The sequence below is a fragment of the Achromobacter sp. MUI-25009338 genome, from assembly GCF_057359325.1.
The window spans coordinates 1,933,679-1,957,835 of record NZ_CM170627.1 but is presented as its reverse complement, the minus strand read 5'-3'; the positions used below and the strand labels follow the sequence as shown (position 1 = coordinate 1,957,835).

The window sequence follows — 24,157 nt, the reverse complement described above, 5'->3', positions numbered from 1 at the left end:
CCGTCCGTGTTGCCGTCAACCCGCCATGCGGCGGTGCACGCCGGGCAGCCAGGTCGCGAGCCAGCCGGCGCGCCCGCCGGCGGCGTGTTCGTGGGCGCTCAGTTTTTCGGCCAGCGCCTGCACCGCGCGCACGTAGATGTCGCGTTCGGCTTCTTCATGCAGCAGATGGCCCTGGTTGGTGCACACCATCAGCGCCAGCGTGCGGTCGGGCAGCGTGCCCACCAGGTCCAGCTGGAAGCGCTCGGCGATCTGCTGCGCGGTCATGCCGTAGCGCTCGTCGTAGCGGTTGACGATCAGCCCCAGGCTGCGGCGGTCCACGTGCATCTGCTCCAGCTCCTGCAGCAGGCCGGCCAGCGACACCAGCGCGCCCACGCTCTGGTCCGTCACGATCCAGTTCTGCTCCGAGGCGCGCGCCAGGCCGGCCACGAATTCGGGATTGGTGAAGCCGCCGGCATCGGCCACCACCACGCCGAAATGCTGGCGCATGCGCTCGAACACCAGCAGCGAATCGGACAGCGAGGCGTCGCGCATCTGCGCCAGGTCGCGCGGCAGCGACAGCACGCTCAGACCATTGGCCGTGTGCGGCATGGCCGAGCCCAGCAGCGTGGAGTCCAGGCGGCGCAGGTTGCGCGCCGCCTCGGCGAAGTCGAAGTCGCCGCCGATGTTCAGGTACAGCTGGCAGTCTCCCACTGGCCAGCCCAGGTCCATCAGCGCCACGCGGCTCGACAGCGGCAGCGTCGAGCCGGGCTCGGCCGCGGCCGCACGCGCAGCCTTGCCACCGGCCGCGTTGCGCGCGCAATGGGCCTGTTTGAGGCGGTCCTGCACCATGCCGGCCAGATGCACGGCCAGCGTGCTGGCGCCCACGCCGGGGCGCGCGCTCAGCAGCAGCACGCTGCGCCGCGATCCGCCGCCGGGCGCGTCGCCCGCCTGCGCGTTCATCAGGCGCTGCACGATTTCCTTGATTTCCTGCGGCGCCACCGTGGGATCGACGAAGTCGCTGACCCCGGCGCGCAGGGCCGCGATCGCGCCTTCGGGCTGGCTCAGCAGCCCCACCGCCACGCGCGGCAGGCTGGGCGCGATACGCGCCAGCAGGCGCGCCAGCTCGGCCGACTTGAACAGCTTGCCGGGCTCGTCCTCGCTCAGCGTGAAGTCCAGGAACACCACCTGCGGCGCGATGTCCGCCAGGCGCCGCGCCAGTTCTTCCGTGCCGGGCGACTCCTGGGTCAGCATGCCCATGTCGCCCAGCGCCTGCCCCAGCTGGGCGGCGATGTCCGCCCCGCGGGAGCAGAACAGGAATCGCCTGCCGTTCTGCAGGCCCTTCCATTCGCTCGTATGTGTCTTCATATCGTTCACCGCGAAAATCCCGGCATCTGCTGGCCGCCCATCGGGCCGGTCAGGTAATAGCCCCAGGCGTTGAAGCCGTTGTCGGCGCGCTCCTGCCTGGCCCCCGGCAGCGGCAGCGTGACGCCGCGCGCGATGGGGCGCACCAGGCGCGGCGTCACCACGATGACCAGCTCGGTGTCCTCCTGCTTGTAGTCCAGGCTGCGGAAGAAAGTGCCGATGATGGGCAGGTCGCCCAGCAGCGGCACCTTGCTGACCATCGCCTTGGTCTGGCGCGACACCAGGCCGCTGATCACGAAGCTCTCGCCGTCGCCCAGCTCCACCGTGGTGTCCGCGCGGCGCGTGCGCAGCGCCGGAATGATGGAGGCGGAGTTCTCGCCGTTGCTGATCGCGATGCCGTTGCTGTAATCGAGTTCGCTGGCCTCGGGCGCCACCTTCAGCGAGATGCGGTCGCGCGACAGCACGGTGGGCGTGACGGTCAGGCCGATGCCGAACGGCTTGAACGTGACCGACACGGTGCCCAGCCCGCCGGATTCAGGGATGGGCAGCTCGCCGCCGGCCAGGAAGCTGGCGCTCTGGCCCGTCAGCGCCACCAGCGTGGGCTCGGCCAGCACGCGCGCCATGCCGTTGTTCTGCAGCAGCCGCAGATTGGCCGAGAAGTTGTTGGTGTCGTAGAACAGCGAGAAGCCCGAGGCCGCCGCGCCCAGGTTGGCCGGCACCAGGCTGGCGCTGGCGCTCCACGGGCCGCTGCCGCCGGCCGACCAGTTGATGCCCGCTTCTTTCATGACGGAGCGCGACACCTCGACCACTTTTACCTCCACCTGCACCACGCCGCTGGTGCCGGCCGAGGACACGTCCACCACGTTCTTTTCGCCGCCCACGGCCGAGGCCGCCATCGCCACGGACGCGACCTGCCCCATCGGCGTTTCGGCGTGGCCGGACACCACCGCGCGGTCGCCGGCAATGTCGATGTTGGCGCCGCCGGCGATGCCGCGGCTGGCCAGCGCGCCCTGCACGCTGCCGCCCACGCGCAGGTTCCAGACCTGGGGCGCGGGATTGGAGCCGCTCCAGACCTGCAGCTGCGTGGTGCCGGCCTTCTTGCCGTAGACCAGGATGGCGCCCGCGCGCTTGCCGCCGGCGGGCAGGATCTTGACGTCGGCCACTTCCGGGTCGCCGATGGCCAGGCGCGAGGGCACGGCGCCGTCCAGCAGCAGGGTCTGCTGGCCCTTGACCGCCAGGTTCAGGTCGCGGACCGGCGCCGGCGCGCTCGCGGCCGGCGTCGCGGTTTGCGCTACGGCGCTCGCGCCGCAGCCGAACGCGGCAAGCGCCGACAGGACACAGATGACGGTGGTGCGCTGATGTTTCTTCATGGTGCTGGATCGAGTTATTTGGGAGAGTCCAGCCGCCGGGGCCCGCATCGGCCCCGCGGCCGCTGTCAGTAACGCACGCGCTCGGTCTTGTCGCCGCGCACGATTTCCACCGACCGGCCGCCGCCGGCATTCGCGCCGCGCGCCACGGCCGCGGGCGTACGCGCCGCCGTCGTGGTGCCGTCGAGCTGCACCAGGCTTTCGCCGGCATAGGCGCGGTTCGGCGCGAGCTTGAGCGCATCGCGCTGGGCCGGCGTCAGGTCGGCGCGCACCGGCAGCACGCTGCCGCGCTGCACGAACAATTCCGTGTCCGGCAGGGCCTCGTCGCCCAGCGGCCGCAGCGCCAGCTGCAGGCGGCCGGCGCGGCTGGCCAGCATCAGTTCATTGACGCGTTCCAGCGGCACGGCCAGCACCGCGGTCTTGGCCGGCTGGTTCGGCACGCCCGCCTGCCCTGCCGGCTTTTCCTCCGGACCGTCCACCGAAGCCTTGCCGTAGGCCAGCACGCGCAGCTGCGATTGCAGCAGGCGCGCCTGCGCGCCAGGCACTTCCTGGCCTTTCTCGATCATGAAGAACACGTCGACCCAGTCGCCCGGACCGATGCGGTTGCCGCCGCCCACGACTTCGTCGACCGCGATGGCCACGGCGCGTTCTCCTTCCTTGAGCTGGCGCGCCAGTCCCTGCGCCAGCAGGCTGGGCAGCATGGGATCGCCCGCGGCGATATCGACCTTGGCCACTGCGCCTTCCAGCGGCGCGGCCGCCTCATAGCCGCCCGACAGCGCCGCCTGCCACTGCGCCACTTCCAGCATCCGGGCCGCGTCGATGCGCGTGCCGGCCGCGATCGGCGTCTTGGCCACGACCACCGGATAGCGCTTGACGGGCGCGGCGACCGGCGCCGCCGGCGCGGGCGCCGACGCCGCGGCGGCTGGCGCGCTGGCCGGCGCGGACGCCAGCCTCCAGGCGATGAAGGCCAGCACCAGCCCCGCTACCAACAACATCCCTGCGACGATCTTGCTCAAACTGCTCATGGTGTCCCCTGCGATATCTGTACGACGGCTTGCGAATGCAATTGGTTGGGAATCCAGTTCCGGCCCATGCCCGGCAACGAGGTGATCAGGCCCTGCAGGGTGGCCAGCAAGGGCCAGGACTGGGTTTCATAAGTCAGGTTCACGGTGGCGCAGTCGGACTGCCGGCCGGCCGGGCCGCTCCACTCGCAAGGCGCGCGCGAGGCCGCACACACCACGCTGGAGCCGGACGAGAACGCGCTCATGGCGGCGGAACAGGCCGCCGCCGGCACGTCGGGCTCGCCGTTGTAGCGGGCCGAAACCGCGGCGCGCGCGCCGTCGGTCGCGGCCGCGGCCAGTTGCTGCTGCATCCAGAACAGCGCGCTCACGCCCAGCACGCCGCAGATGAACAGCAGCAGCACGATCAGGGTCAGCGAAAACTCCAGCGCCGCGACGCCGCGCTGGCGCCGCGGCCGGCAATGGAGCGGATGAGGGGTGCGCATCTCAGCCCTCCCCGTCCAGCTGGTCCAGATGCACGGTCGCGCGCGCGCTCAGCACGCCGGAGGCCGGCATCAGCGCCGTGCGCAGCAGCGGCACCGTGGGGATGAGCGGATGGGCGCCATACGGATAGGACACCGTCACTTCGATCTGGCCGTCGGCCAGCGGCAGGCCGCTGCACGCACCGCCGCCCGAACTGCTCAGCGCGCCCGCGCTGCCGCACACCGCCACCCGCACCGGCGAGGCCGACAGCGTGCTGATCCATTCGGCCCGCTGCAGCGCGGTGTCGCGTCCCGCCCCGGCCCGCGCCGCCAGCGAAGCGGCGCCGCCCTGCCATTGCAGGATCTTGCGCGCGCCGTCCTGCGCGGCCAGCGCGACGGAGTTCTGTGCGGCGGCGACCAGCGAATAAGTCAGAATCCCGTAGAACAACAGGAAGAACACTACGAATACCAGGCCGAATTCCAGGGCATAGACGCCACGCTGAGCGCGGCGATTCCCATGTACGCGGCGTACGGAATCTGGCGCAGCCGCGCGCCCGGCGCCCACACGCGCGAGAGCGCCAGCACCAGCAAGGCATGCAGGCCCGCCAGCAGGCTCGACAGCACGAGCACCGCCAACAGCGCAGGCAGCCCCAGCAGCAGTCCCAGCACGGCGATGGCCTTGACGTCGCCCGCGCCCATCAGGCGCCGGCTCCACAGCAGCAGGAACGGCAGCGCCGCGGCGAACCCCAGCCAGGCCATGAGCCAGCCGGACCAGCGCGGCGGATAGGCCCAGCCGGGGACCAGCCACGCGGCCAGCAGCCACAGCAGCTGAAGCGCGAACCCCGACACCACCAAGGCGTTCGGGACGCGGCGGTAGCGCAGGTCGTTGTAGACCAGCGCCAGATTCCAGCTTGCGAACAGCAACCACCACAATGCTTCCCCTGGAGACAAGGCAGGACCTTCAAGAATCGGAAATCGGATACGACAGCGGACGCGCGGCGTGCTTTTCGAATCAAATAAAAAAAGCTGGACGGGAGCCGCGGCAGCGGGCGGGCGGCCCGCCGTCGCGGCATGGGAAGCGATCGGGATCAGCCCGGCGTGTTGTCGCTCAGCGCGCCGCCCAGTCCCGTGAACAGGCCTTCGAGCGCGTCGGTGAACGTGCCCACCACGGCCAGCAGCGCCACCGCGATCATGCCGGCGATCAGGCCGTATTCGAGCGCGGTGATGCCCTCTTCTTCATTCCAGAATTGCATGAGTTTTTGCTTCATTTTCGAACCTCACTGGTCTCGATTGATCATCAAGCCGCCCCGCCGGCGGCAGGCCCGGCCACACTTCCAGAACCACTCGCACACCGTCGCAACTGCAAGGCGGCGCGCGTCCGGAATCCTGCTTATTCCGGCCCCTGGACGGACCCGGGATACTTGCCCGGATGCGCCACCGGCGCCGATTCAATGATCGAGTCAATGCGCTGCGCCGTGCGCACGCGAAACCGCCGGGACGCCCGCTGCAGATGCCAGCGCATCAGCAGCATGGTCGCCACGGATAATGCAAACGCGATATAGGGCAGCATTGCGCCGCCGATCTGCGCGCCGGAATATTCGCGGGACGTGGTGCAGACCACGGTCCCGGCCGCGGCGCCGGTGTAATGCATGCCGCAGATCGCCACCGCCATCAAAATGGCCGCGCCGGCGCGCTGGCGTTCGTTCTGGGTATTGAAGGCGAGCCACAATGCGGCCGACGCGGCCACCACGGCGATAAACACCGAGGCCGTCACCATGGGCAGGTCCCAGGCCAGCACGGCCGGCATGCGCATGGCGCTCATGCCTACATAATGCATGGAAACCACGCCCAGCCCGGTGGCCACGCCGCCCGTCAGGCAGCGCAGGAAAGTAAAACGCTGGCGGCCGACAAACCAGAATGCCCAGCCGGAAAAACCCGCTGCGACCAGGAAACTGAGCAGCGTGAGGTCGAATTGATAACCCACGTCGAAAGGCAGGTTCTGGGCCTGCATACCGATGAAATGCATGCTCCAGATACCGACACCGCCCATTGCGACGGCGCCGATCAGTATGTAGCCGAAACGGATTTCGCCATCGCGGGTTTCCGCCCGGATACCCGCCGCGGCCAGCATCGCCACGTAGGAACCGAGCACCGCAACGAAAAACGAAAGCGCCACCAGGCCACCGTGGAACGAAAGCGGAACGATTTCACCTGACGTCATGGACAGCCTCTTTTGAAACTGGCCGCACGCAGCGCTGCGGGCCCATGATTCTGCTTGCGGTCACCCTTTTCAAACTTGCGGATTTCCTTGGGCTGAACATTTCGATGCAATGAGAAGATACGTTATTTGTAGTCTTGTATATTACCATTTAATACACATCAGGGTTTTCCCTTATATTCGCAATAATGCTGTATTTAAATGTAAATAACGCTCTTTAAGTTAAGAATATCTCATTGAAAAACATATGGTTATCTATCGAACACGCCAGTTTATGCAGTTTCAAATTTGCAACAACTTAGCGAAAACGCTAATTCACTATATGGTCCAATGAAATAAATTGTCATTTTAGTCAGCGACTGGCACCATAACGCGACCCCGGCGGCCGGCGGTGGAAATAGTCGATAAATATCGGAAAGGCCATGGAACTGCGCCGCGGAAACAAGAGACATCAAAAGGCATGAGACGTACATTTCCGGCAGCTTCAGTTTCCCTGGTCCTCGCCTGCGCCCTCGCGGCAGCCGGCAATGCTCGCGCAGACGGCCCTTTGCGCGGCAATCCCGTCGATTCCATGCCCAAACTGGAGCGGCCGCCGTCGGCCACGCAGCCGCCGCCCGTGGTGCAGACGGCGACGCCGGAACAAATGGCTTTGCAGGCGCGGCTGGCGCAGCGCATCGTGCCGCGCAATTTCGACGTCAGCGGCGTGCGCGCGATTCCCTTCGAAGAAGTGGCCGCATTGCTGAGCCCGCTGGCCGGCAAGGAAATAAGCCTGGGCGAACTGGTCCAGCAGGTCGACAAAATCACGCTGCTGTACCGGGAAAAAGGCTATCCGCTGTCGTTCGCGCTGGTGCAGAACCAGAGTTTCGCCAACGGCCTGGTGGTGGTGACGGTGGTCGAGGGATATATCGGCTCGGTGCGCATCGAAGGCGATATCGGCAACGCGCAAGACCGGCTCGATACCCTGGCCGGCCCGTTGAAAGAGGAAAGGCCGCTCAAGCAGGCCACGCTGGAACGCCAGCTGAATCTGATGCGCACGGTGCCCGGCGTCAAATTCACGCCCAGCCTGGATCTGCCGCGGCGCGCCGACGGCGCCACAGAACTGGTATTGGCGGCCAGCCGCCAGCCGGTCAGCCTGACCGGCGGCATCGCCGACCTGGGCACCGGCATGCAGCCGCTGGTGAATATGGCGACCAACAGCCTGACGCCGCTGGGCGAACAGGTGAAGCTGACCGCCGCCGTGCCCTTCAATACCGACGACGTGAAATACTTCAACGGTGAAATCCGCGTGCCGATCGGCGCCGACGGCCTGGCGCTGAAAATCGACGGCTACCACTACGACGCGCGCCCCGAGGACGATGCCATCGAATATCTCGGTTTCGAGCGCCGCGTCAAAAACGACCGCGTCGGCCTCGGCGTGAGTTATCCGTTCCTGCTCAACAACAGCCGTTCGCTGACCGGCACGCTGGGCGTCTATGCCGCCAATTCCAAGGACCGCTACGACGCGCGCAACAGCGACCGCTGGCTGCAGCAGGACGCCCGCGTGCGCGCCGCCAACGCGGAACTGCGTTATATCCAGGTATCCGAGAGCCAGGCCACCGACATCACGTTAGGCGTCGCCAAGGGTTTCGACGCCGCCGGCGCCAAAAAAGACATCTCAACCAATTACGGCTATTCCGCCACCCCGATCCTGGACCTGGATTTCACCCGCTATAACCTCAACGCCAAGCAGACCTTTGCGTTGCCGGGCCAGTTCGGGCTGGTTTTCTCGGGCGCCGGGCAATATTCCAGCAATATCCTGCCTTCCTCGGAGCAGGTCTCGTACGGCAGCTGGCGCTACGCCATGGGCTATCCCCAGGGAGAACAAAGCGGGGATAAAGGCATAGGCGTCTCGGCGGAAATAAACCAGCGCTTCGGCACCGGCTGGCAGTACCTTTCCAGCGTGCAACCCTATGCGATGGTCGACTATGCGCGCACCTGGTACAACAACAAAAGCCTGCAGGAACTGAACCAGCGGCATTTGTCTTCGGTGGCGCTGGGGCTACGGATCACGGACGATAAGTATTATCTATTCGATTTCAACGTCGCCAAGCCGGTGGGGTCGGCGACGGTCGACAATGACCGCGACCTGCGTTTCAACGCGAATTACTCGCTTTATTACGACGCGTTCTGAGCGCGGCGTTACGTAACGCCGCCCGTAACGTAACGGCCGATAACCGGCCATTCGTAACATTCGCAGCCTGCGCGAGATCGTAAATCTGCGTATTTCTCGAATAAGGGTAAACCCTTAATAACTCATAACAACATGAATTGAAAGGGTTTTATCCTTGAAAATCCCGCCCGCCGCGCCGCGGGCGTTTTTTTGAAAAAAGTTGGCACGCTTTGTGCATGTGTAGATGTATCGGGCCGTTTCTTGCCTGACTCTTCCAACACAAGGAGTTCGCCATGCATACCAATATCGAGACTCGCCGCATTTCGCGCATCCTGACATCCACCGTCCTGGCCGCGGCGCTGATGAGCGCCCTGGCCGCCTGCGGCGGCGGCGGTGGCGGCAGCAAGTCGGCGAGCCTGCCGGGCACGGTCATTCCCGAAACGCCGGGAGGCGGCGGTGGTGGCAATGGCGGTGGCGGCGGCAATGGCGGCGGCGACGGCGGCACCAACCCGGGCGGCACCGATCCCACCAATCCGACCAACCCGATCACGGCCGGCCTGCTCGAAACCACGCTGGGCAACACCGGCGCCGCGGTGGACAACACCCTGCCCCTGAACCTGGACACCACGCTGGGCGGCGTAGGCAAGGCGCTGGACCCCACCATCAAGCCGGTGGCCGACACCGTCGTCGGCCTGACGCAGGAAATCGGCGCCACCACGGGCCTGGGCCAGCCGGTGGACGGCACGGTCAAGCAGGTCGGCGGGCTGGTGAGCGATCTCGGCACCACGGTCAAGGGCACCGGCCTGCCCGGCGGGCTGAGCACCGGCCTGGGCGGCCTGGTGGACGGCCTGGGCAAGACCGTGGCCAGCACCGGCGGCCTGCTGCATGCCGATCCGAACAACCCCAATCCGCTGACGACCGTGCTGGGCAACGCCACCGGCGCCGTGGGCGCGCTCACCGCCGGCCTGTCGGGCCAGGGCGGCCTGCTCAACCCGGTGACCCAGGTGGTCGGCGGCATCACCGGCGGCGTGCTGGGCGGACCCTCGACGCCGCTGCTGGAGCCGGCGCTGGGCAACGTCGGCAAGACCGTGGACAACGTTCTGCCGCTCGGCCTGCAGCCCACCCTGGCCGGCCTGGGCGCGGCGCTCGACCCCACCGCCAGCCCGCTGGCCGGCACCGTGACCGGACTGACCCAGCAGGTGGGCGACACCACCAGGCTGGGCGCGCCGGTGGCCGGCCTGCTGAACAGCCTGGGCGGCACGGTCAGCAACCTGGGCGGCTCGCTGCCCGGCGGCGCGGTCGGCCTTAATGGCGTGCTGCAAGGGCTGGGCGGCGCGGTGGCCAGCGCCGGCGGCCTCCTGCACGCCACGCCGGGCAACCCCAACCCGCTGGGCGCGACGCTGGCCAACGCCACCGGCGCGGTCGCCTCGCTCACGGGCGGCCTGGGCCTGGGCGGCGTGACCGGCGGCCTGACCGGCGGCGCCAACGGCAACGGCGGACTGCTCAGCCCCATCACCGGCCTGCTGGCCGGCGTGACGCAGCCGGGCGGCGCCAACGGCGGCCTGCTGGCGCCGGTGACCGGCCTGCTGGCCGGCGTCACGGGCGGCCTGGGCGGAGCCGCGGGCGGAACCGCCGGCAACGGCGGCCTGCTGGGCGGATTGCTCGGCGGCGGCGCCGCCGCGGGCGGCACGGCCGGCGGCTCGGGCGGCGCGGCCGCCAACGGCGGGCTGCTGGGCGGCCTGGTCGGCGGACTGGCTGGCGGCGTCTCGGTGAGCGCCAACACCGGTTCCGGCGCGGGCGCGAACGTGAGCGCAGGCGGCGGTGCGGCGGCCGGCACGGCCAACGGCGGACTGCTGGGCGGCTTGCTGGGCGGCGTCACGGGCAGCCTGAGCGGCGGCGGCACGGCCGGCGCTCCCAACGGCGGCCTGCTGGGCGGCCTCCTGGGCGGCCTCTCGGCCCGCAAGTAATCCACGCCATCGGCCCGGGAGCACGAACCATGCTGCAACAAGAGACCTACTTTCACCAGGAGCCCGCGGCCGGGCGCAGCAGCGAACTGCGTCCCGGCGTGCTTGAGGACATCGCGCTGATGCTGGGCAGGCAGTTCGCCGTCTATAACGCGGCGTGCCAATCCGCTCTGGCCGAAAAGCTGGGCATCCCCCTGGTGGACCTCAAGGCGCTGGAACTGGTGATGGAGTTCGACGCCCTGCCCACCGGGCAGCTGGCCCAGTTGATGGGCATCAGCTCCGGCGGCGCGACGGCGCTGATCAACCGCCTGGAGGCGGCCGGCTACGTGCAGCGCGGCCGCCATCCGCTGGATCGCCGGATGATCGTGATCCGGCCGGTGGAAGAGCAGTGCCAGCTGGTGGCGCAGGAACGCCAATGGGTCGCCGACGCGGTCATGCTGACGGCGCGCCGCCATGACCCGGCGGAGCTGGAATCGGTGCACGCCTATCTGGCGCAGTGCGTGCGCGCCCTGCGCCACGACACGCTGGTCTGGCTGGAGGCGCGCAGCGCGCACCACTCCGTCTGAACGGGCCGCGCCCGGGTCAGGCCGGCCCGGGCGCGCCGAACTGCAGGCGCGGCACGGCCGCCAGCAGCCTGCGCGTCATTTCCTCGCGCGGCGCATGCAGCACCGCGTCGGCCTGCCCCAGCTCGATGATGCGGCCGCCTTCCATGACGGCGATGCGGTCGGCCAGATATTCGACCACGCCGAAGTTGTGCGTGATGAACAGGTAGGCGATCCCCAGCTCGTCCTGCAATTCGCGCAGCAGGTCCAGGATCTGGGCCTGCACCGACACGTCCAGCGCCGAGGTCGGCTCGTCGCAGATCAGCACCTTGGGCTCGACCGCCAGCGCCCGCGCGATCGCGATGCGCTGGCGCTGGCCGCCGGAGAACTCGTGCGGATAGCGGGCCAGCGTGTTGGCCGGCAGGCCGACCCGCTCGACCAGGCGCGCCGCGAGCGCGGCGCGCGCCGTCCTGTCCATCCCGCGCCGCAGCGAGGCCAGGCCTTCGTCCAGGATGTCGCCCACGCGCATGCGCGGATCGAGCGAGGCGTAGGGGTCCTGGAACACGATCTGGATGTCCTGCCGCAGGCGTTGCAGCTGGCGGCGGTCGGCGGTCAGCAGGTCCTGGCCCTCTAGCAGCGCGCGGCCCGAGACGCGCGCGCCGTCGATCAGCCGCAGCAGCGCCTTGCCGGTGGTGGTCTTGCCGCAGCCCGATTCGCCCAGCAGCGCCAGGGTCTCGCCGGCCTTGAGATCGAACGTCACCCCGTCGGCGGCCTTGACCCACGACACGATGCGCCGCAGCGGCCCCTTGCGCACGGGGTAATGCACTTTCAGGTCAGCGACCTCCAGCACCACCTCGCCCGTACGCCGGACGCGCGCCCCGCCTGCCTCGGCCAGCGTCTTGCGGCCCGGCTCCGTCAACGGGACGCCGCGTTTCTCGAAGGTGGGAATGGCCTCGAACAGCTGGCGCGCATAAGGGTGGCGCGGCGCGCGGAAGAACTCCTCGGCGCTGGCGCTCTCGACGATTTCGCCGGCGCGCATCAGCGCCACGTGATGGGCCACGTTCTTCACCACCGCGAGGTCGTGCGTGATCAGCAGGATGGCCATGCCCATCTCGCGCTGGATGTCGGCCAGCAGATCCAGCACCTGCGCCTGCACGGTGACGTCCAGCGCCGTGGTGGGCTCGTCGGCGATCAGCAGCAGCGGCTCGGCCGCCAGCGCGATGGCGATCATGACGCGCTGCTTCTGGCCGCCGGAGAACTGGAAGGGATAGTCGTCCACGCGCCGCTCGGGCTCGGGAATGCCCACGCGCCGCAGCCACTCGATGGCGCGCTCGCGCGCGGCCGCGCCGCGCAGCGACGTATGCGCGAGCAGGGTCTCGATGATCTGGTCGCCAACGCGCATCACCGGATTCAGGCTGGTCGACGGTTCCTGGAAGATGATGCCGATGCGCCCTCCGCGCACGCCGCGCATCGCGCTTTCCGGCAGGCGGTTCAGGTCCTCGCCGTCCAGGTCGATCTGCCCGCCCACGATGCGGCCGGCGTCCGGCAGCAGGCGCAGCAGCGCCAGCGCCGTCATGCTCTTGCCGCAGCCGGATTCGCCCACCAGCGCGAAGGTCTGGCGCCGGGAGATGGCCAGCTGCAGGCGCTTGACCGCCTGGGTCATGCCGCTTTCGCCGGCGATGTCCACTTCCAGTTCGCGGACCTCGAGCAAGGGCGTCTGGCTCATGGCGCGTCTCCGGAGCGCGAAGGCGCGACCGCGGCGCCGCGCCTGAACAGGCCCAGGCCGCGGCGCGCCGGCTTGTAGCGACGGGTGCGCGGATCGAACGCGTCGCGCACGGCGTCGGCGAACAGATTGGCCGCCAGCACCAGGGCCAGCATGAAGATGAATGCGGTCATCAGGTTCCACCAGATCATGGGATCGCGGGACATTTCCAGCCGGGCGCCGTCGATCATCGAGCCGAAGGAATTCATGCTGGGGTCCACGCCTATGCCCAGGTACGACAGCACCGCCTCGTACAGGACCAGCCCCGAGAACTCCAGCACCATGGTGATCAGGACCAGGTGCGCCACGTTGGGCAGCAGGTGGCGCGTCATGATGCGCCAGTGCGATACGCCGAAGGCCCTGGCGGCCTGCACGTATTCCAGCTCGCGCAGCTTCAGGGTTTCGGCGCGCAGCAGGCGGCACAGCCCGGCCCAGCCGGTAAAGCCCAGGATCATGCACAGCAGGAACAGGCGCAGGTCGGCGCGCGCGGCCGAGGTGTCGAACAGGTCCGCGTTATTGTCGATGTAGACCTGCATCATCAGCGCGCAGGCGGCCACCAGCAGCACGCCCGGAATCGAGGTGATGGTGGTGTACAGGTACTGGATGGCGTCGTCGATCCTGCCCTTGAAATAGCCGGCCGCGATGCCGAAGACGATGGCCGGCGGCAGCATGGCCACGGTGGTGAGGCTGCCGATCACGAGCGCGGTGCGGATGCTTTTCAATGCCTGCCACAGCACGTCGTTGCCGATGCGGTCGGTGCCCAGCGCGTGGTAGCCGCTGGACAGCCCCGCCAGCGCCCCCACCGCCAGGCACAGCAGCGTGAAGGTGAGCGTCATGGCGCCCCAGGGCACGCCGGCATGATCGCCGGACGCCGCGCGCCGCCGCCGCAGGCAGGCGTACAGCACCCCGGCCGCCGCCAGCGCCACGGCCAGGCCGCCGGCCAGGCCCAGCCCCAGCCGCCTGAGCAGGTCGCCGCCGCGGTCGCGGTCCGGGTCCTCCAGGTGCAGGCCGGCGCCGCGCAGCCGGGGAAAATCGCGCACCGGCTTGCCGTCGACCAGCTCGGTTTCCTTGGTGAACTGGCGCACGGCCAGCGGTTCGGAATAGGTTTTCTCCGGCCGCATCAGCACCGTGCCGGCAAGCAGGCCGTCCAGCGCCGAGCGCACCGCGGGCGCATAGACCGGGGCGGCGTCGGCCGGCGCGCCCGGCGCGGGCGGCAGCTGGGGCCGGTAGTGCACCGAATCCAGCAGGCCCACCGCGACGAAGGCGGCCAGCACCACGGCCGAGCACATGGCCGGCGTATCGCGGGCGACGCGCGCCCAGGTCGAGCGCAGATTCGGGCTGCGGCGCACCCGCCAGGCGTAGGCGGCCGCGCCCAGCACCATCAGCCATAGCGCGATATCGGTCCAGAGAAAGACGAACTTGGGCATGGCGGCTACTCGAATCTGACGCGGGGATCGGCCAGCGTGTAGGAAATGTCGGCCAGGATCAGCCCGACGATATAGAGCGCGGCGCCCAGGAACACCATGGCGCGCACGATGGAGAAGTCCTGCGCGTTGATCGCGTCGATGGTGTAGCTGCCCAGGCCGGGAATGCCGAAAAAGGATTCGGCGATCAGGCTGCCCATGAAGAGCAGCGGCAGCGCGGCCACCGTGCCGGTCAGGATGGGCAGCATGGCGTTGCGCAGCACGTGCCTGAACAGCACCACGCGCTCGGCCAGGCCCTTGGAACGGGCGGTGCGCACGTAGTCCTTGCCGATCTCCTCCAGGAACAGGGTGCGGTAGAAGCGCGCCTCCGGCCCCAGCCGCGACACGATGGCGACCAGTACCGGCAGCGCCAGGAACTTGACCGCGTCCAGCCCGCCCGAGAAGCCCGAGAACGGCACCAGCCGCAGCAGCTTGGCGAACACCCACTGGCCGGCGATGATGTAGAACAGGCTGGAGATGGACAGCAGCAGCACGCACAGCACCACGCCCCAGAAATCCAGCCGCGTGGCCCGGAAATACACCAGCGTCAGCGAGAACACGATGCTGACGAAAAGCCCCAGGATGAAGGTGGGCACCGCCAGCGCCAGGCTGGGCCCCATGCGCGTCTGGATCTCGCGGCCGATGTCGCGGCCGCCGTCGGAGGCGCCGAACTCCATGGCCAATAGCGGCACCGAGCGCTGGTAGAACACCGTGTCGGTCAGCCGGGCCGCGCCCTCGGCCTTGCTGTTGAAAAACAGCGGCTTGTCGTAGCCGCGCTCGGCCTTCCACTTTTCCACCGCCTCCTGGCTGACGCGCTGGCCGCCGATGGCCAGGCGCGCCATGTCGTCGGGCGTGTTCACCGCGAAGAACAGGATGAAGGTAAAGAGATTCACGCCGATCAGAATCAGCACGCCGTACAGCAGACGGCGGATCACGTAGCCGATCATGATTGATGCTCCTTGCCGGCGCGCGGCGCGAATGCCGTCTGGCGTTCGCGCCGCTTGAGCGCCACGTACGAAGGCCAGATCGCCAGCGCCAGCAGCAGCACGAAGACGCCGACGGGCCACCATCTGGGGGAATTCCATTCGTCGATCTTGCGCTGGCGCAGCTCGGGATCGATCTTCATGTATTGCAGCGTGTTGCGCACCATCTGGGTCGGCTTGGCGTTGCCCACCCATTGCTGGTAGGCGCCGCCCGACATCGGGAAGTAGCCGAACATCCAGGGCGCGTCGCGCTGCACGATGGCCACCATTTTCGCGATCAGCTTTTCTTTCTCGGGGCCGTCGTCCAGGAACTTGAGCTGCTCGAACAGCCGGTCGTATTCGGGGCTGGCGTAGTTGGCCGCGTTTTCGCCGCCGCCCTTGGCCTTGGCGTTGGGGCCGTACAGCAGGAACAGGAAATTCTCGGCGTCGGGATAATCGGCATTCCAGCCCCAGAAGAAGATCTGCGCGGCGCCGCGCATCATCTTGTCCTGGAAGCGGTTGTAGTCGGTGGCGCGCACGTCCAGCTGCACGCCGATCTTGGCGAGCTGGCGCCGCATCCAGTCGAACTGCGGATTGGAGCCGCCGCCCGACATGGAGTCGTAGTACAGCACCAGCGGCGCGCCGGTCTCGGCGTTGCGGCCGTCCGGGTAGCCGGCCTCGGCCAGCAGGCGCTTGGCCACGTCCACCGATTTGCGCACGGGCTTGCCGTCCACCAGGTCGTAGACCACCGGGTTGATGCCCTCGGGCGGCTCGCGGTAGCCGAGCACGCCTGGCGGCACCGGGCCGTAGGCCACCGAAGCCTGGCTGTTCTCGAACACGGCCACGTATTCTTCCCAGTCGAAGGCGATGCTGATGGCCTGGCGCAGCTTGCGGTTCTTTTCCTGCTGCTCGGGCGTATCGCCCTTGCCCACCACCGGGTCCAGCCAGTTGAAGCCCATGTACCAGTTGGCCGTCTCGACCGTGGTGGGCAGCTTGATGCCGTGCTCGCGGTACAGGCGCGCCTTGTCCTGGCTGTCGCCGGCCGCCACCAGCATGGCCACGCCGTATTCGCCGCGCTCGATCTGCGGCATGTCGTAATAGCCCTGCATGAACTTGCCGGTCAGCGGTATGGCTTCTTTTTCGACGCTGAATTCCGCGCGGTCGATGAAGGGCGTGGGCTTGCCGCAGTCGGCCAGCAGGCCGGCGGCCTCGTCGCCGGGTTCGCCTTCGCAGGGATAGGGTTCGCCGTGGTAGTTGGGATTGCGGGCCAGCACGTGGCGGCGGTTCTGCAGCGACTCCGCCAGCATGTACGGGCCGGTGCCCACCGGCCAGGTGTTGAACGACAGGTCATGCTCGGCCATGCCCGGCTGGCTGTAGAAGCGGTCCGCCTCCCAGGGAATGGGCGCGGTGAAAGTCATGGCCAGCCAGTACTTGAACTGCGGATACTTGCCCTTGACGCGGATGCGCAGGGTGTGGGCGTCCAGCGCCTGCACGCCGGTGAAGCCGTCGGGCTCGCGCAGGTCCAGCCAGGGCGGCGCGCCGGCGCCGCCCGGCGCGTCGCGCCGCAGCGCCTGGTCGCGCTGGCGCAGGCGCTCGCCGTATTCTTTCAGGCCCACGATGTGCTCGGCCATCAGCGCGGAGATCGGCGACACCACGCGCGGGCTGGCCAGGCGCCGCAGGCCGTAGACATAGTCGTCGGCGGTCAGCTCGCGCGTGCCGGTGCGCGGGAAATCGGGAATGTAGTACTTGCCTTCGAGTTCGCCCGGCGCCAGCGGAAAGTATTCATAACCGCCGTCGGCCTTGCGCGCGAAGGCCGGATGCGGCGCGTAGCGCGAGCCGGGGCGCAGCTTGATGTCGTACACGCTCTCGGCGATCTGCTGGCCCGGCGCGTCGGCCGGCAGCGTGTTGCCCTGGGCGTCCAGGTAGACCGGCGGGTCGATCGAGGCCGCCGCGCGCGGCACCAGTTCGTAGGGCCGCTTCAGATAGTGGTAGCCGTAAAGCGTCTCGTAGATGTTGTAGGTATAGGGGGTTTCGTCGCCGGAATAGGAGCTGGCCGGGTCCAGGTACTTGGGCGAGCGCTTGACGAAGGCCGAATAAAGCGTGTTCTGGCCTTCGGCGCCGGCCGGATAGGGGCTGTTGATGGGGCTTTCCCGCGAGCAGCCCGCCAACGCCAGCGACAACAGCAAGGCCATCGCCCAGAGCCGCTTCAATGCACCCATGGAAACCTTCCCTTCGAATCGTTGCGACAGAGGATAGCAAACACGGGCCCGGACCCATAGGGCCGCGCCGCGCTCAGCCGCACTGGCGCTGCCGCCAGCAGTCGTAGCGCCATTTCCAGGGCTGCACGGCGCCCGGCTGCGCCCACAGGCCGCGCCCGGCCGCCTTGGCCTGGCGCTGCAGCGCCGGCATGGCCTGGTCGCGCAGGTAGTCGCCGCGGCGCGCCGTGTAGGCCCAGGCGTAGCCGGCCTCGACCTGGGCGCGGTTGGCCGACTGCCCGTTCTCCAGCATCAGCGCGCACACGTCGCGGCCGTACTGGTCTTTTTCATAGCACTGGGCGGTCAGCGTCTTGCCCGCCACCAGGCCGGCCAGATGCTTGCGCGCGGCCTCGGCATAGGGCTGGCCGGGCTGTTCGGCGCCATGCCCTTCCTCGGGCGCGTCGATGCTGTCCATGCGGATCTTGCGCTGCCCGTCCGGCGCCCGCAGCGTGACGGTGTCGCCGTCGGCGACATTGACGATCATGCCCGTCAACGTATAGCTGCCGGCAGGCACCCCGTCCGCCCGGCCCTGCGCCGGCGGCGCCGGCTGCGGCTCCTGCCGCCCGGAAGGCTGCAGCCAATCGACCACGGCCGCCGCCGCCGCAAGGATAAGGGCGACGACCACGGCGGCCAGCTTGCCGCCGCCGCGAAAATAAGGATTGCCACGCACCGGCAGGGCTCCAGAATGGAAAACGCAGGAAGTTTGCCATAAGGAGGGGGGGCGGGGTGGCTGCGGGTGGGGTGGCGTAGGATGGGTGCAGCGCGAGAGTTTTTGAGCAAGGACGCAGACGCTCAGCGCGCGAAACCCATCAGGCGGCGCCAGCCGCCGCCTTTCGTCGCATGCTGATTATTTGTCTCTTGCCACGAAAACCGGCGGCTGGCGCCGCCTGATGGGTTACGCGCGCTCCATATTCGGGTCCTTGCTCAAGAACTCTCGCGCTGCACCCATCCTACAACCACCCCGACTTCCGGAACCGCCAGTACAGCACCGAACAGACGCTCGCGATCACGCCCAGCGTGACGGGATAGCCCCAGGGCGATTTGAGTTCGGGCATGAACTCGAAGTTCATGCCGTAGATGCCGGCGATGGCGGTGGGCACCGCCAGGATGGCGGCCCAGGAGGCCAGCTTGCGGGTGGTGTCGTTCTGCGCCGCCTGGCCGATCATGAGGCTGGCTTCGAACGCGAACGCCAGCGATTCGCGCAAGGCGTTGAACAGCTCGTCCACCCGCAGCACGCGGTCGGCGACCTCGCCGAAATACGGGCGGGCGTGCTCGTCCACGGCCGACATCTCCACGCGCGCCAGGCGGCGGCATATCTCGGCCAGCGGCGAGACCACCGTGTGGATGCGCAGCAGGTCGCGGCGCTGCCGGTACAGCCTGCGGATGTCGGAGTCCTTGGCGCCGCGGATCAGCAGCTTCTGCTCGGCGCCCTCCACCACCGCCTCGATCTTGCCGGCCGCCGCCACGTAGCGGTCGACCAGCCAGTCCAGCAGCTCGGAAGCCACGTAGTCGCTGCCGCGCTTGAGCAGGTCGGGCGCGGCTTCCAGCCGTTCGCGCAGCGCGCTGTGGCCGGCGGTGGCGCCGCGCCGCACCGTGACCAGGAAACCGTCGCCGATGAGGAACTGGGTTTCGCCGAAGATCGGCCGCTCGGCCTCGACCTCCACCGTGATGGCCACGATCAGGATCATGTTGCCGTAGTCGATGATCTTGGGCCGGCGATGGGCCTCCAGCATTTCTTCCTGGTTCTTGTCGCAGGCGCCGAGTTCGCTCGCGATCCTGCCCAGCAGTTCCGGGCCGGGATTGCGCAGGCCTATCCACAGCATGCCGTGGCCCTGCCTGACGTACTGCCCGACCTCGTCGATGGGAACCTCGCGTTCGCGCCGCCCGTTCACGTAGGCGATCGACGCGACGACTTCGCGTTTCGCCGCGTCGGCGGCGAGTTCTTCAGTAGACATAAACACCCTCGGACTATGCGACCCGTGCCGATATCGGGCGATGATAGCCCTTTCTACGAGAACAGATTGCGCACCCGCCGGGCCACGTCCACGCTCGGCGCCTGCGGCTGCGGCGACGCGCCGCGCCCTTCGGGCAGCGGCGGGGGCTTGGGCAGGTGCTCGAACAGCGGCAGCATCGCATTCGAGATGTAGCGCGTGCGCGAGCCGTAGACGTGGCGGTCGCCCATGCCGGTCTGCTGGTGCACGTAGAAGCGCTGCGGCACGATGAGCTGCAGGCGCTCGCGGGCGCGCGTCATGGCCACGTACAGCAGGCGGCGCTCTTCCTCGATCTCTTCGGCCGTGCCGGTGCTCATGTCGGACGGGATGCAGCCGTCCACCACGTTCAGCACATAGACCGCCTTCCATTCCTGGCCCTTGGCCGAATGGATGGTGGACAGGATCATATAGTCCTCGTCGCGCAGCGGCGCGCCGGATTCGTCGCTGGTGGCGTCCGGCGGGTCCAGGGTCAGCTCGGTCAGGAAGCGCTCGCGCGACGGATAGCCCGAGGCGATGCGCAGCAGCTGGTCGAGATCGGCGCGGCGCACCCGGGCGTCGTCGTACAGCCGCTCCAGCTGACTGCCGTACCAGCGCAGGGCCAGGTCGGCGTCGGCCGGCCACTTCAGGCCGGGATCGCACAGCGCGGCGTAGGTGTCGGCGAAGCCGCGCCATTCCTCCTGGGCCGCCGCGCCCGGCTTGAATTCGCGCAGCGCCTGCAGCGGCTGCGGCGAGGCCGACATGGCGTCCATCAGCCTGGCCGCGGTGGCCGGGCCGATGCCCGGCAGCAGCTGCGCCACGCGAAAGCCGGCCATGCGTCCGCGCGGATTCTCGGCCCAGCGCAGCAGCGAGAGCAGGTCCTTGACGTGCGCGGCCTCCAGAAAGCGCAGCCCGCCGAACTTCACGTAAGGGATGTTGCGGCGGGTCAGCTCCAGTTCCAGCGCGGCGCTGTGGCTGGAGGTGCGAAACAGCGCGGCCTGCGACTTGAGCGTGGCGCCGCCCTCGCGCTGGGCCAGCACCTGGTCGGCGACCCAGCGCGCCTGGCCGGCCTCGTCGCTGACCGTCACCAGCTCGGGCAGCTGCGACGACTGGCGGTCGGTCCAGAGATCCTTGGCATAGCGTTCCGTGGCCTGGCCGATGACCGCGTTGGACGCGTTCAGGATGGGCTGGGTGGAGCGGTAGTTGCGCTCCAGCGTGATGACGCGCGCCGGGTCGGGAAACTGCGCGGGGAAGTCCAGGATGTTGCGCACGGTGGCCGCGCGGAACGAATAAATGGCCTGGGCGTCGTCGCCCACCACGGTCAGGCCGCGCCCGTCGGGCTTCAGGGCCAGCAGGATGGCCGCCTGCAGGCGGTTGGTGTCCTGGTACTCGTCGACCAGCACGTGGTCGAAGCGCGCCCCCAGGTCGGCCGCGATGCCGGGGTCGCCCATCATCTCGGCCCAGTAGAGCAGCAGGTCGTCGTAGTCCAGCACCTGCTGGTCCTGCTTGGCCGCGACGTAGGCGCGAAACAGGTTCTTGAGTTCGTCCTCCCATTGCGCGCACCACGGGAAGGCGGTCTTGAGCACGTCGGCCACGGGCGTCTGGCTGTTGACCACCCGCGAATAGATCGCCAGGCAGGTGCCCTTGAGCGGAAAGCGCGACTTGGTGGCCGACAGCCCGAGTTCGTGGCGCACCATGCCCATGAGGTCCTCGGCGTCGCCGCGGTCATGGATGGTGAAGGTTTCGGCCAGGCCGATGCGCTGCGCGCAATCGCGCAGCAGCCGCGCGCCGATCGCGTGGAAGGTGCCGGCCCACGGCAGCGACGGCGGCTGCTGCGTGGAGCGCAGGTTCATCGCCCGCTGCAGCACCGTGCCCACGCGCCGCTCCATCTCCAGCGCCGCGCGGCGCGAGAACGTCAGCAGCAGCATGCGCTGCGGGTCCGCGCCGTTGAGAATCAGGTGGGCGACGCGGTGCGCCAGCGTGCTGGTCTTGCCCGAGCCGGCGCCCGCGATCACCAGCAGCGGCGCGGCCGCGCCGAATTCGGCGGCTTCGCGCTGGGCGGGATTGAGATCGGCCAGGGGATCGGGGCGTTCGGAGGCGGACGGAGACGGCAGGCTGTTGGGGTCGGACATGGAACGGGGGCCGCCGGCGGCGGCCTCGGCAGGCAAGGCGCCGGGACATTGCCCGGCTCGGGATTGGCACTGTATATTTATACAGAATTTTTTGGATTCCGTCTGATTCCGTGCGCCTTCTGACCGGCACCGCTTCCTGGACCGACCCCACGCTGCTGGCCTGCGGCCGGTTCTATCCGCCCGAGGCCCGCAGCGCCGAGGCGCGGCTGCGCCATTACGCCTCGCGCTTCGGCATGGCCGAGGTCGATTCCAGCTATTACGCCATGCCCACGGCGCAAAACGCCTATCTGTGGGACCAGCGCACGCCCGACGGATTCGTCTTCAACATCAAGGCCTTCCGGCTGTTCACCGGGCACCAGACGCCGCTTTCGGCGCTGCCCGCCGACATCCGGCGCGAACTGGCCGACTGGCCCGAGCCGCTCATCTACCACGACCAGATGCCGTCCGACCTGCGCGACGAGCTCTGGCGCCGCTTCCAGCTGGCGCTGGAGCCGCTGCGCCTGCCCGGCAAGCTGGGCGCGGTGCATTTCCAGTTTCCGCCCTGGGTGCGGCGCGATGCGCGCGGCATGGCGCGGGTCGGCGACTGCGCGCGGCGCATGGAAGAACACCTGGTGTCGGTGGAGTTCCGCCACGCAAGCTGGTTCGCCACGCCCGCGGCCACCGAGGCCACGCTGGCGTTCGAGCGCGAGCTGGGCGTGGCGCACACGGTGGTGGACGCGCCCCAGGGCTACGCCAACACGGTGCCCGCGGTCTGGGCCTGCACCCATCCGGAACTCGCGCTGCTGCGGCTGCACGGGCGCAACGCGGCGACCTGGAACGCATCGGGCGCGGCCTCGTCGGGACGCTTCCAGTACGAGTACACGGAGCAGGAACTGGCGGAGCTGGCCGAACGCTTTGCGCGGCTGGCGGCGCAGAGCGCGCAGGCGCACGCCGTCTTCAATACCAATTTCGAGGACCAGGGCATGCGCAACGCCGCCGCCTTCGCCGCCGCGTTAGGGCGACGGCCGTAGCGCGGCGGCCTTGGCGCCGCGCCGGGCGGCGGGCGCGTGCGCCACTTCCGCCAGGCTTTCCAGCAGCACTTCGAATTTGCGCGCGATCTCATGGTCGGGCACGCAGGCGTAGCCCAGCAGCAGGCCGGGCCGGCGCGCCTCGTCGTTGACGTAGTAGCGCGACAGCGCGCGCGTCAGCACGCCTTTGCCGTGCGCCACTTCCACCACGCGCCGGTCGTCCATGTCCGGCGGCAGCGTCAGCACCAGGTGCAGGCCGGCCATGCTGGCGTCGCGGTGCAGCCACTGCGGCCCCAGCCGCCTTTCGATCAGATTGACCAGCATGGCGCGGCGGCGTCCGTACAGCATGCGCATGCGGCGGATGTGGGCGGCGTAATGGCCGTCGGCGATGAAGGTGGCCAGCGCCGCGTGCGTCATCAGGTGGCCTTCGCGGTACAGCTCGGCGTGCGCGGCCTGGAACGCCGCGGTCAAGGCCTTGGGCAGCACCAGGTAACCCACGCGCAGGCCCGGATACAGCGTCTTGCTGAAGGTGCCCATGTAGATCACGGGCGCGTCCGGCTCCAGCCCCAGCAGCGAGGCGATGGGCCGGCCGGAGAAGCGGAATTCGCTGTCGTAGTCGTCTTCGATGATCCAGCTGCCGCTGGCGCGCGCCACGGCCAGCAGCTGGCGGCGGCGCGCCAGCGACATGACCGGGCCCAGCGGATACTGATGCGAAGGCGTGACGAAAATGAAGCGCGGCGGCTCGACGGGCGATTCCGGCAGCCGCATGCCCTCCTCGTCCACCGGCAGGTGCAGCGTGCGCAGGCCGTTGGCCTGCAGCACGGTGCGCGCGCCCCAGTAGCCGGGGTCCTCGACCCAGGCGGTTTCGCCGGCCTCGCCCAGGATGCGGGTGGTCAGGTCGATGGCCTGGTGCAGTCCCTCGGTGATCAGGATCTGCTCGGGGTCGCAGTCGATGGAGCGCGTCAGCGCCAGATGCTGCGCCAGCGCCTCGCGCAGCGCCGGCAGGCCGCCGCCGTACGAGTAGGTCAGCAGGTCGGGCGTGGGATTGCGCCACAGGCCGCTCATGATGCGGCCGAACTTCTTGTGCGGGAACTCGGCCAGGTCGGGCACGCCGGGCATGAACGCGCCCCACTGGTAGGGCGAGGCCGAGGCGCCGTCGACGATGGCCGCGCCGCGCGCCGACAGCGCCGGGCGCGGCACGGCCGGCGGCGGCTGGCGGCGGCGCCGGCCGCTGGCCAGGTAGGAGTCCGGCACCGAGGCGTTGACGAAGGTGCCGTTGCCCTGGCGGCTGCGGGTATAGCCTTCGGCCAGCAGCTGGCTGTAGACGTGCACCACGGTATTGCGGGCGATGCCCAGCTCGGCCGCCAGGTCGCGCGTGGCGGGCAGCCGCGAGTCCGCGGCGATGGCGCCGTCCAGGATGGCTTCGCGGATGCCCTGGTACAGGCGCTTGTTCATGGGACCGCTGGCGCCGTCGCCCAGGCGCAGCAGCAGCAGGTCACCGACGATGGAACGCAATTGGTTCTACCCGTTTTAGAAAAGTGGTTCCCA

At 68.8% G+C, this 24,157-nt stretch carries 20 protein-coding genes; 4 read left to right on the top strand and 16 right to left on the bottom strand.

Annotated elements, in window-relative coordinates; genetic code table 11:
* Positions 1-15 precede the first annotated feature (15 nt).
* The 8 genes from AC1IQ6_RS09345 to AC1IQ6_RS09310 all read right to left on the bottom strand — a co-directional run bounded on the left by AC1IQ6_RS09345 (position 16) and on the right by AC1IQ6_RS09310 (position 6,409).
* A complete protein-coding gene (locus AC1IQ6_RS09345; protein ID WP_168202095.1) occupies positions 16-1,353 on the bottom strand; it encodes a response regulator/pilus assembly protein in 1,338 nt (445 codons plus the stop codon).
* Entirely contained in the window at positions 1,350-2,711 is a 1,362-nt protein-coding gene (locus tag AC1IQ6_RS09340) for a type II and III secretion system protein family protein (RefSeq protein ID WP_102772443.1), read from the bottom strand. Before AC1IQ6_RS09340 ends, AC1IQ6_RS09345 begins: the two co-directional genes overlap by 4 nt.
* Before the next feature lie 65 nt (positions 2,712-2,776).
* A complete protein-coding gene (gene cpaB / locus AC1IQ6_RS09335) occupies positions 2,777-3,733 on the bottom strand; it encodes a Flp pilus assembly protein CpaB (protein WP_102772444.1) in 957 nt (318 codons plus the stop codon).
* Positions 3,730-4,212 carry a TadE/TadG family type IV pilus assembly protein gene (locus AC1IQ6_RS09330; RefSeq protein ID WP_102772445.1) on the bottom strand — a complete coding sequence of 161 codons (483 nt, stop codon included), beginning with the start codon at positions 4,210-4,212 and terminating at the stop codon, positions 3,730-3,732. Before AC1IQ6_RS09330 ends, cpaB begins: the two co-directional genes overlap by 4 nt.
* A 1-nt stretch (position 4,213) precedes the next feature.
* Complete coding sequence (locus tag AC1IQ6_RS09325; RefSeq protein WP_246842340.1) at positions 4,214-4,648, bottom strand: TadE/TadG family type IV pilus assembly protein; 435 nt, start codon at positions 4,646-4,648, stop codon at positions 4,214-4,216.
* Positions 4,648-5,121: a prepilin peptidase gene (locus tag AC1IQ6_RS09320; RefSeq protein ID WP_485866201.1), complete on the bottom strand. Its 474-nt coding sequence runs from the start codon at positions 5,119-5,121 to the stop codon at positions 4,648-4,650. The genes AC1IQ6_RS09325 and AC1IQ6_RS09320 overlap by 1 nt, the downstream gene beginning before the upstream one ends.
* 155 nt (positions 5,122-5,276) lie before the next feature.
* The gene (locus AC1IQ6_RS09315; RefSeq protein ID WP_440130625.1) at positions 5,277-5,441 is read right to left on the bottom strand and encodes a Flp family type IVb pilin; all 165 of its coding nucleotides are present in this window, start codon (positions 5,439-5,441) and stop codon (positions 5,277-5,279) included.
* A gap of 137 nt (positions 5,442-5,578) precedes the next feature.
* On the bottom strand, positions 5,579-6,409 hold the full coding sequence (locus AC1IQ6_RS09310; RefSeq protein ID WP_111824639.1) for an MHYT domain-containing protein: 831 nt from the start codon (positions 6,407-6,409) through the stop codon (positions 5,579-5,581).
* A 568-nt stretch (positions 6,410-6,977) separates the two neighbouring features.
* On the opposite strand from AC1IQ6_RS09310, the gene AC1IQ6_RS09305 reads away from it, so the two are divergent.
* From AC1IQ6_RS09305 to AC1IQ6_RS09295, 3 genes are all read left to right on the top strand, one after another.
* Positions 6,978-8,576 (top strand): ShlB/FhaC/HecB family hemolysin secretion/activation protein, encoded by a 1,599-nt coding sequence (locus tag AC1IQ6_RS09305; RefSeq protein ID WP_485866559.1) that lies wholly within the window; start codon positions 6,978-6,980, stop codon positions 8,574-8,576.
* Positions 8,577-8,848: 272 nt separating this feature from the next.
* Entirely contained in the window at positions 8,849-10,522 is a 1,674-nt protein-coding gene (locus tag AC1IQ6_RS09300; RefSeq protein ID WP_102772450.1) for a collagen-like triple helix repeat-containing protein, read from the top strand.
* 29 nt (positions 10,523-10,551) lie between these two features.
* Positions 10,552-11,085, top strand: a complete 534-nt coding sequence (locus AC1IQ6_RS09295; RefSeq protein ID WP_485866200.1) for a MarR family winged helix-turn-helix transcriptional regulator — start codon at positions 10,552-10,554, stop codon at positions 11,083-11,085.
* A 16-nt stretch (positions 11,086-11,101) separates the two neighbouring features.
* Here the strand turns inward: AC1IQ6_RS09295 and AC1IQ6_RS09290 are convergent, their stop codons facing one another.
* The 7 genes from AC1IQ6_RS09290 to AC1IQ6_RS09260 form a co-directional block, all read right to left on the bottom strand.
* Positions 11,102-12,787 carry an ABC transporter ATP-binding protein gene (locus tag AC1IQ6_RS09290; RefSeq protein ID WP_485866199.1) on the bottom strand — a complete coding sequence of 562 codons (1,686 nt, stop codon included), beginning with the start codon at positions 12,785-12,787 and terminating at the stop codon, positions 11,102-11,104.
* Complete coding sequence (locus tag AC1IQ6_RS09285; RefSeq protein WP_485866198.1) at positions 12,784-14,250, bottom strand: ABC transporter permease; 1,467 nt, start codon at positions 14,248-14,250, stop codon at positions 12,784-12,786. Before AC1IQ6_RS09285 ends, AC1IQ6_RS09290 begins: the two co-directional genes overlap by 4 nt.
* 5 nt (positions 14,251-14,255) lie before the next feature.
* Positions 14,256-15,233 carry an ABC transporter permease gene (locus tag AC1IQ6_RS09280; protein WP_102772453.1) on the bottom strand — a complete coding sequence of 326 codons (978 nt, stop codon included), beginning with the start codon at positions 15,231-15,233 and terminating at the stop codon, positions 14,256-14,258.
* A complete protein-coding gene (locus tag AC1IQ6_RS09275; RefSeq protein WP_479731411.1) occupies positions 15,230-17,467 on the bottom strand; it encodes an ABC transporter substrate-binding protein in 2,238 nt (745 codons plus the stop codon). The genes AC1IQ6_RS09280 and AC1IQ6_RS09275 overlap by 4 nt, the downstream gene beginning before the upstream one ends.
* A 73-nt stretch (positions 17,468-17,540) precedes the next feature.
* Positions 17,541-18,173 (bottom strand): thermonuclease family protein, encoded by a 633-nt coding sequence (locus AC1IQ6_RS09270; protein ID WP_209165165.1) that lies wholly within the window; start codon positions 18,171-18,173, stop codon positions 17,541-17,543.
* Positions 18,174-18,453: 280 nt separating this feature from the next.
* On the bottom strand, positions 18,454-19,458 hold the full coding sequence (locus AC1IQ6_RS09265; protein ID WP_209165163.1) for a magnesium and cobalt transport protein CorA: 1,005 nt from the start codon (positions 19,456-19,458) through the stop codon (positions 18,454-18,456).
* A gap of 53 nt (positions 19,459-19,511) precedes the next feature.
* Positions 19,512-21,602 (bottom strand): ATP-dependent helicase, encoded by a 2,091-nt coding sequence (locus AC1IQ6_RS09260; RefSeq protein WP_485866197.1) that lies wholly within the window; start codon positions 21,600-21,602, stop codon positions 19,512-19,514.
* 110 nt (positions 21,603-21,712) lie between these two features.
* Here AC1IQ6_RS09260 and AC1IQ6_RS09255 point away from each other — a divergent pair, with 110 nt between their 5' ends.
* Positions 21,713-22,612, top strand: a complete 900-nt coding sequence (locus tag AC1IQ6_RS09255; RefSeq protein ID WP_102772457.1) for a DUF72 domain-containing protein — start codon at positions 21,713-21,715, stop codon at positions 22,610-22,612.
* On the opposite strand, the gene pdxR is transcribed toward AC1IQ6_RS09255, so the two are convergent.
* Complete coding sequence (gene pdxR / locus AC1IQ6_RS09250) at positions 22,595-24,124, bottom strand: MocR-like pyridoxine biosynthesis transcription factor PdxR (protein WP_485866196.1); 1,530 nt, start codon at positions 24,122-24,124, stop codon at positions 22,595-22,597. The two genes, AC1IQ6_RS09255 and pdxR, sit on opposite strands and share 18 nt — an antisense overlap.
* Between the last annotated feature and the right edge of the window lie 33 nt (positions 24,125-24,157).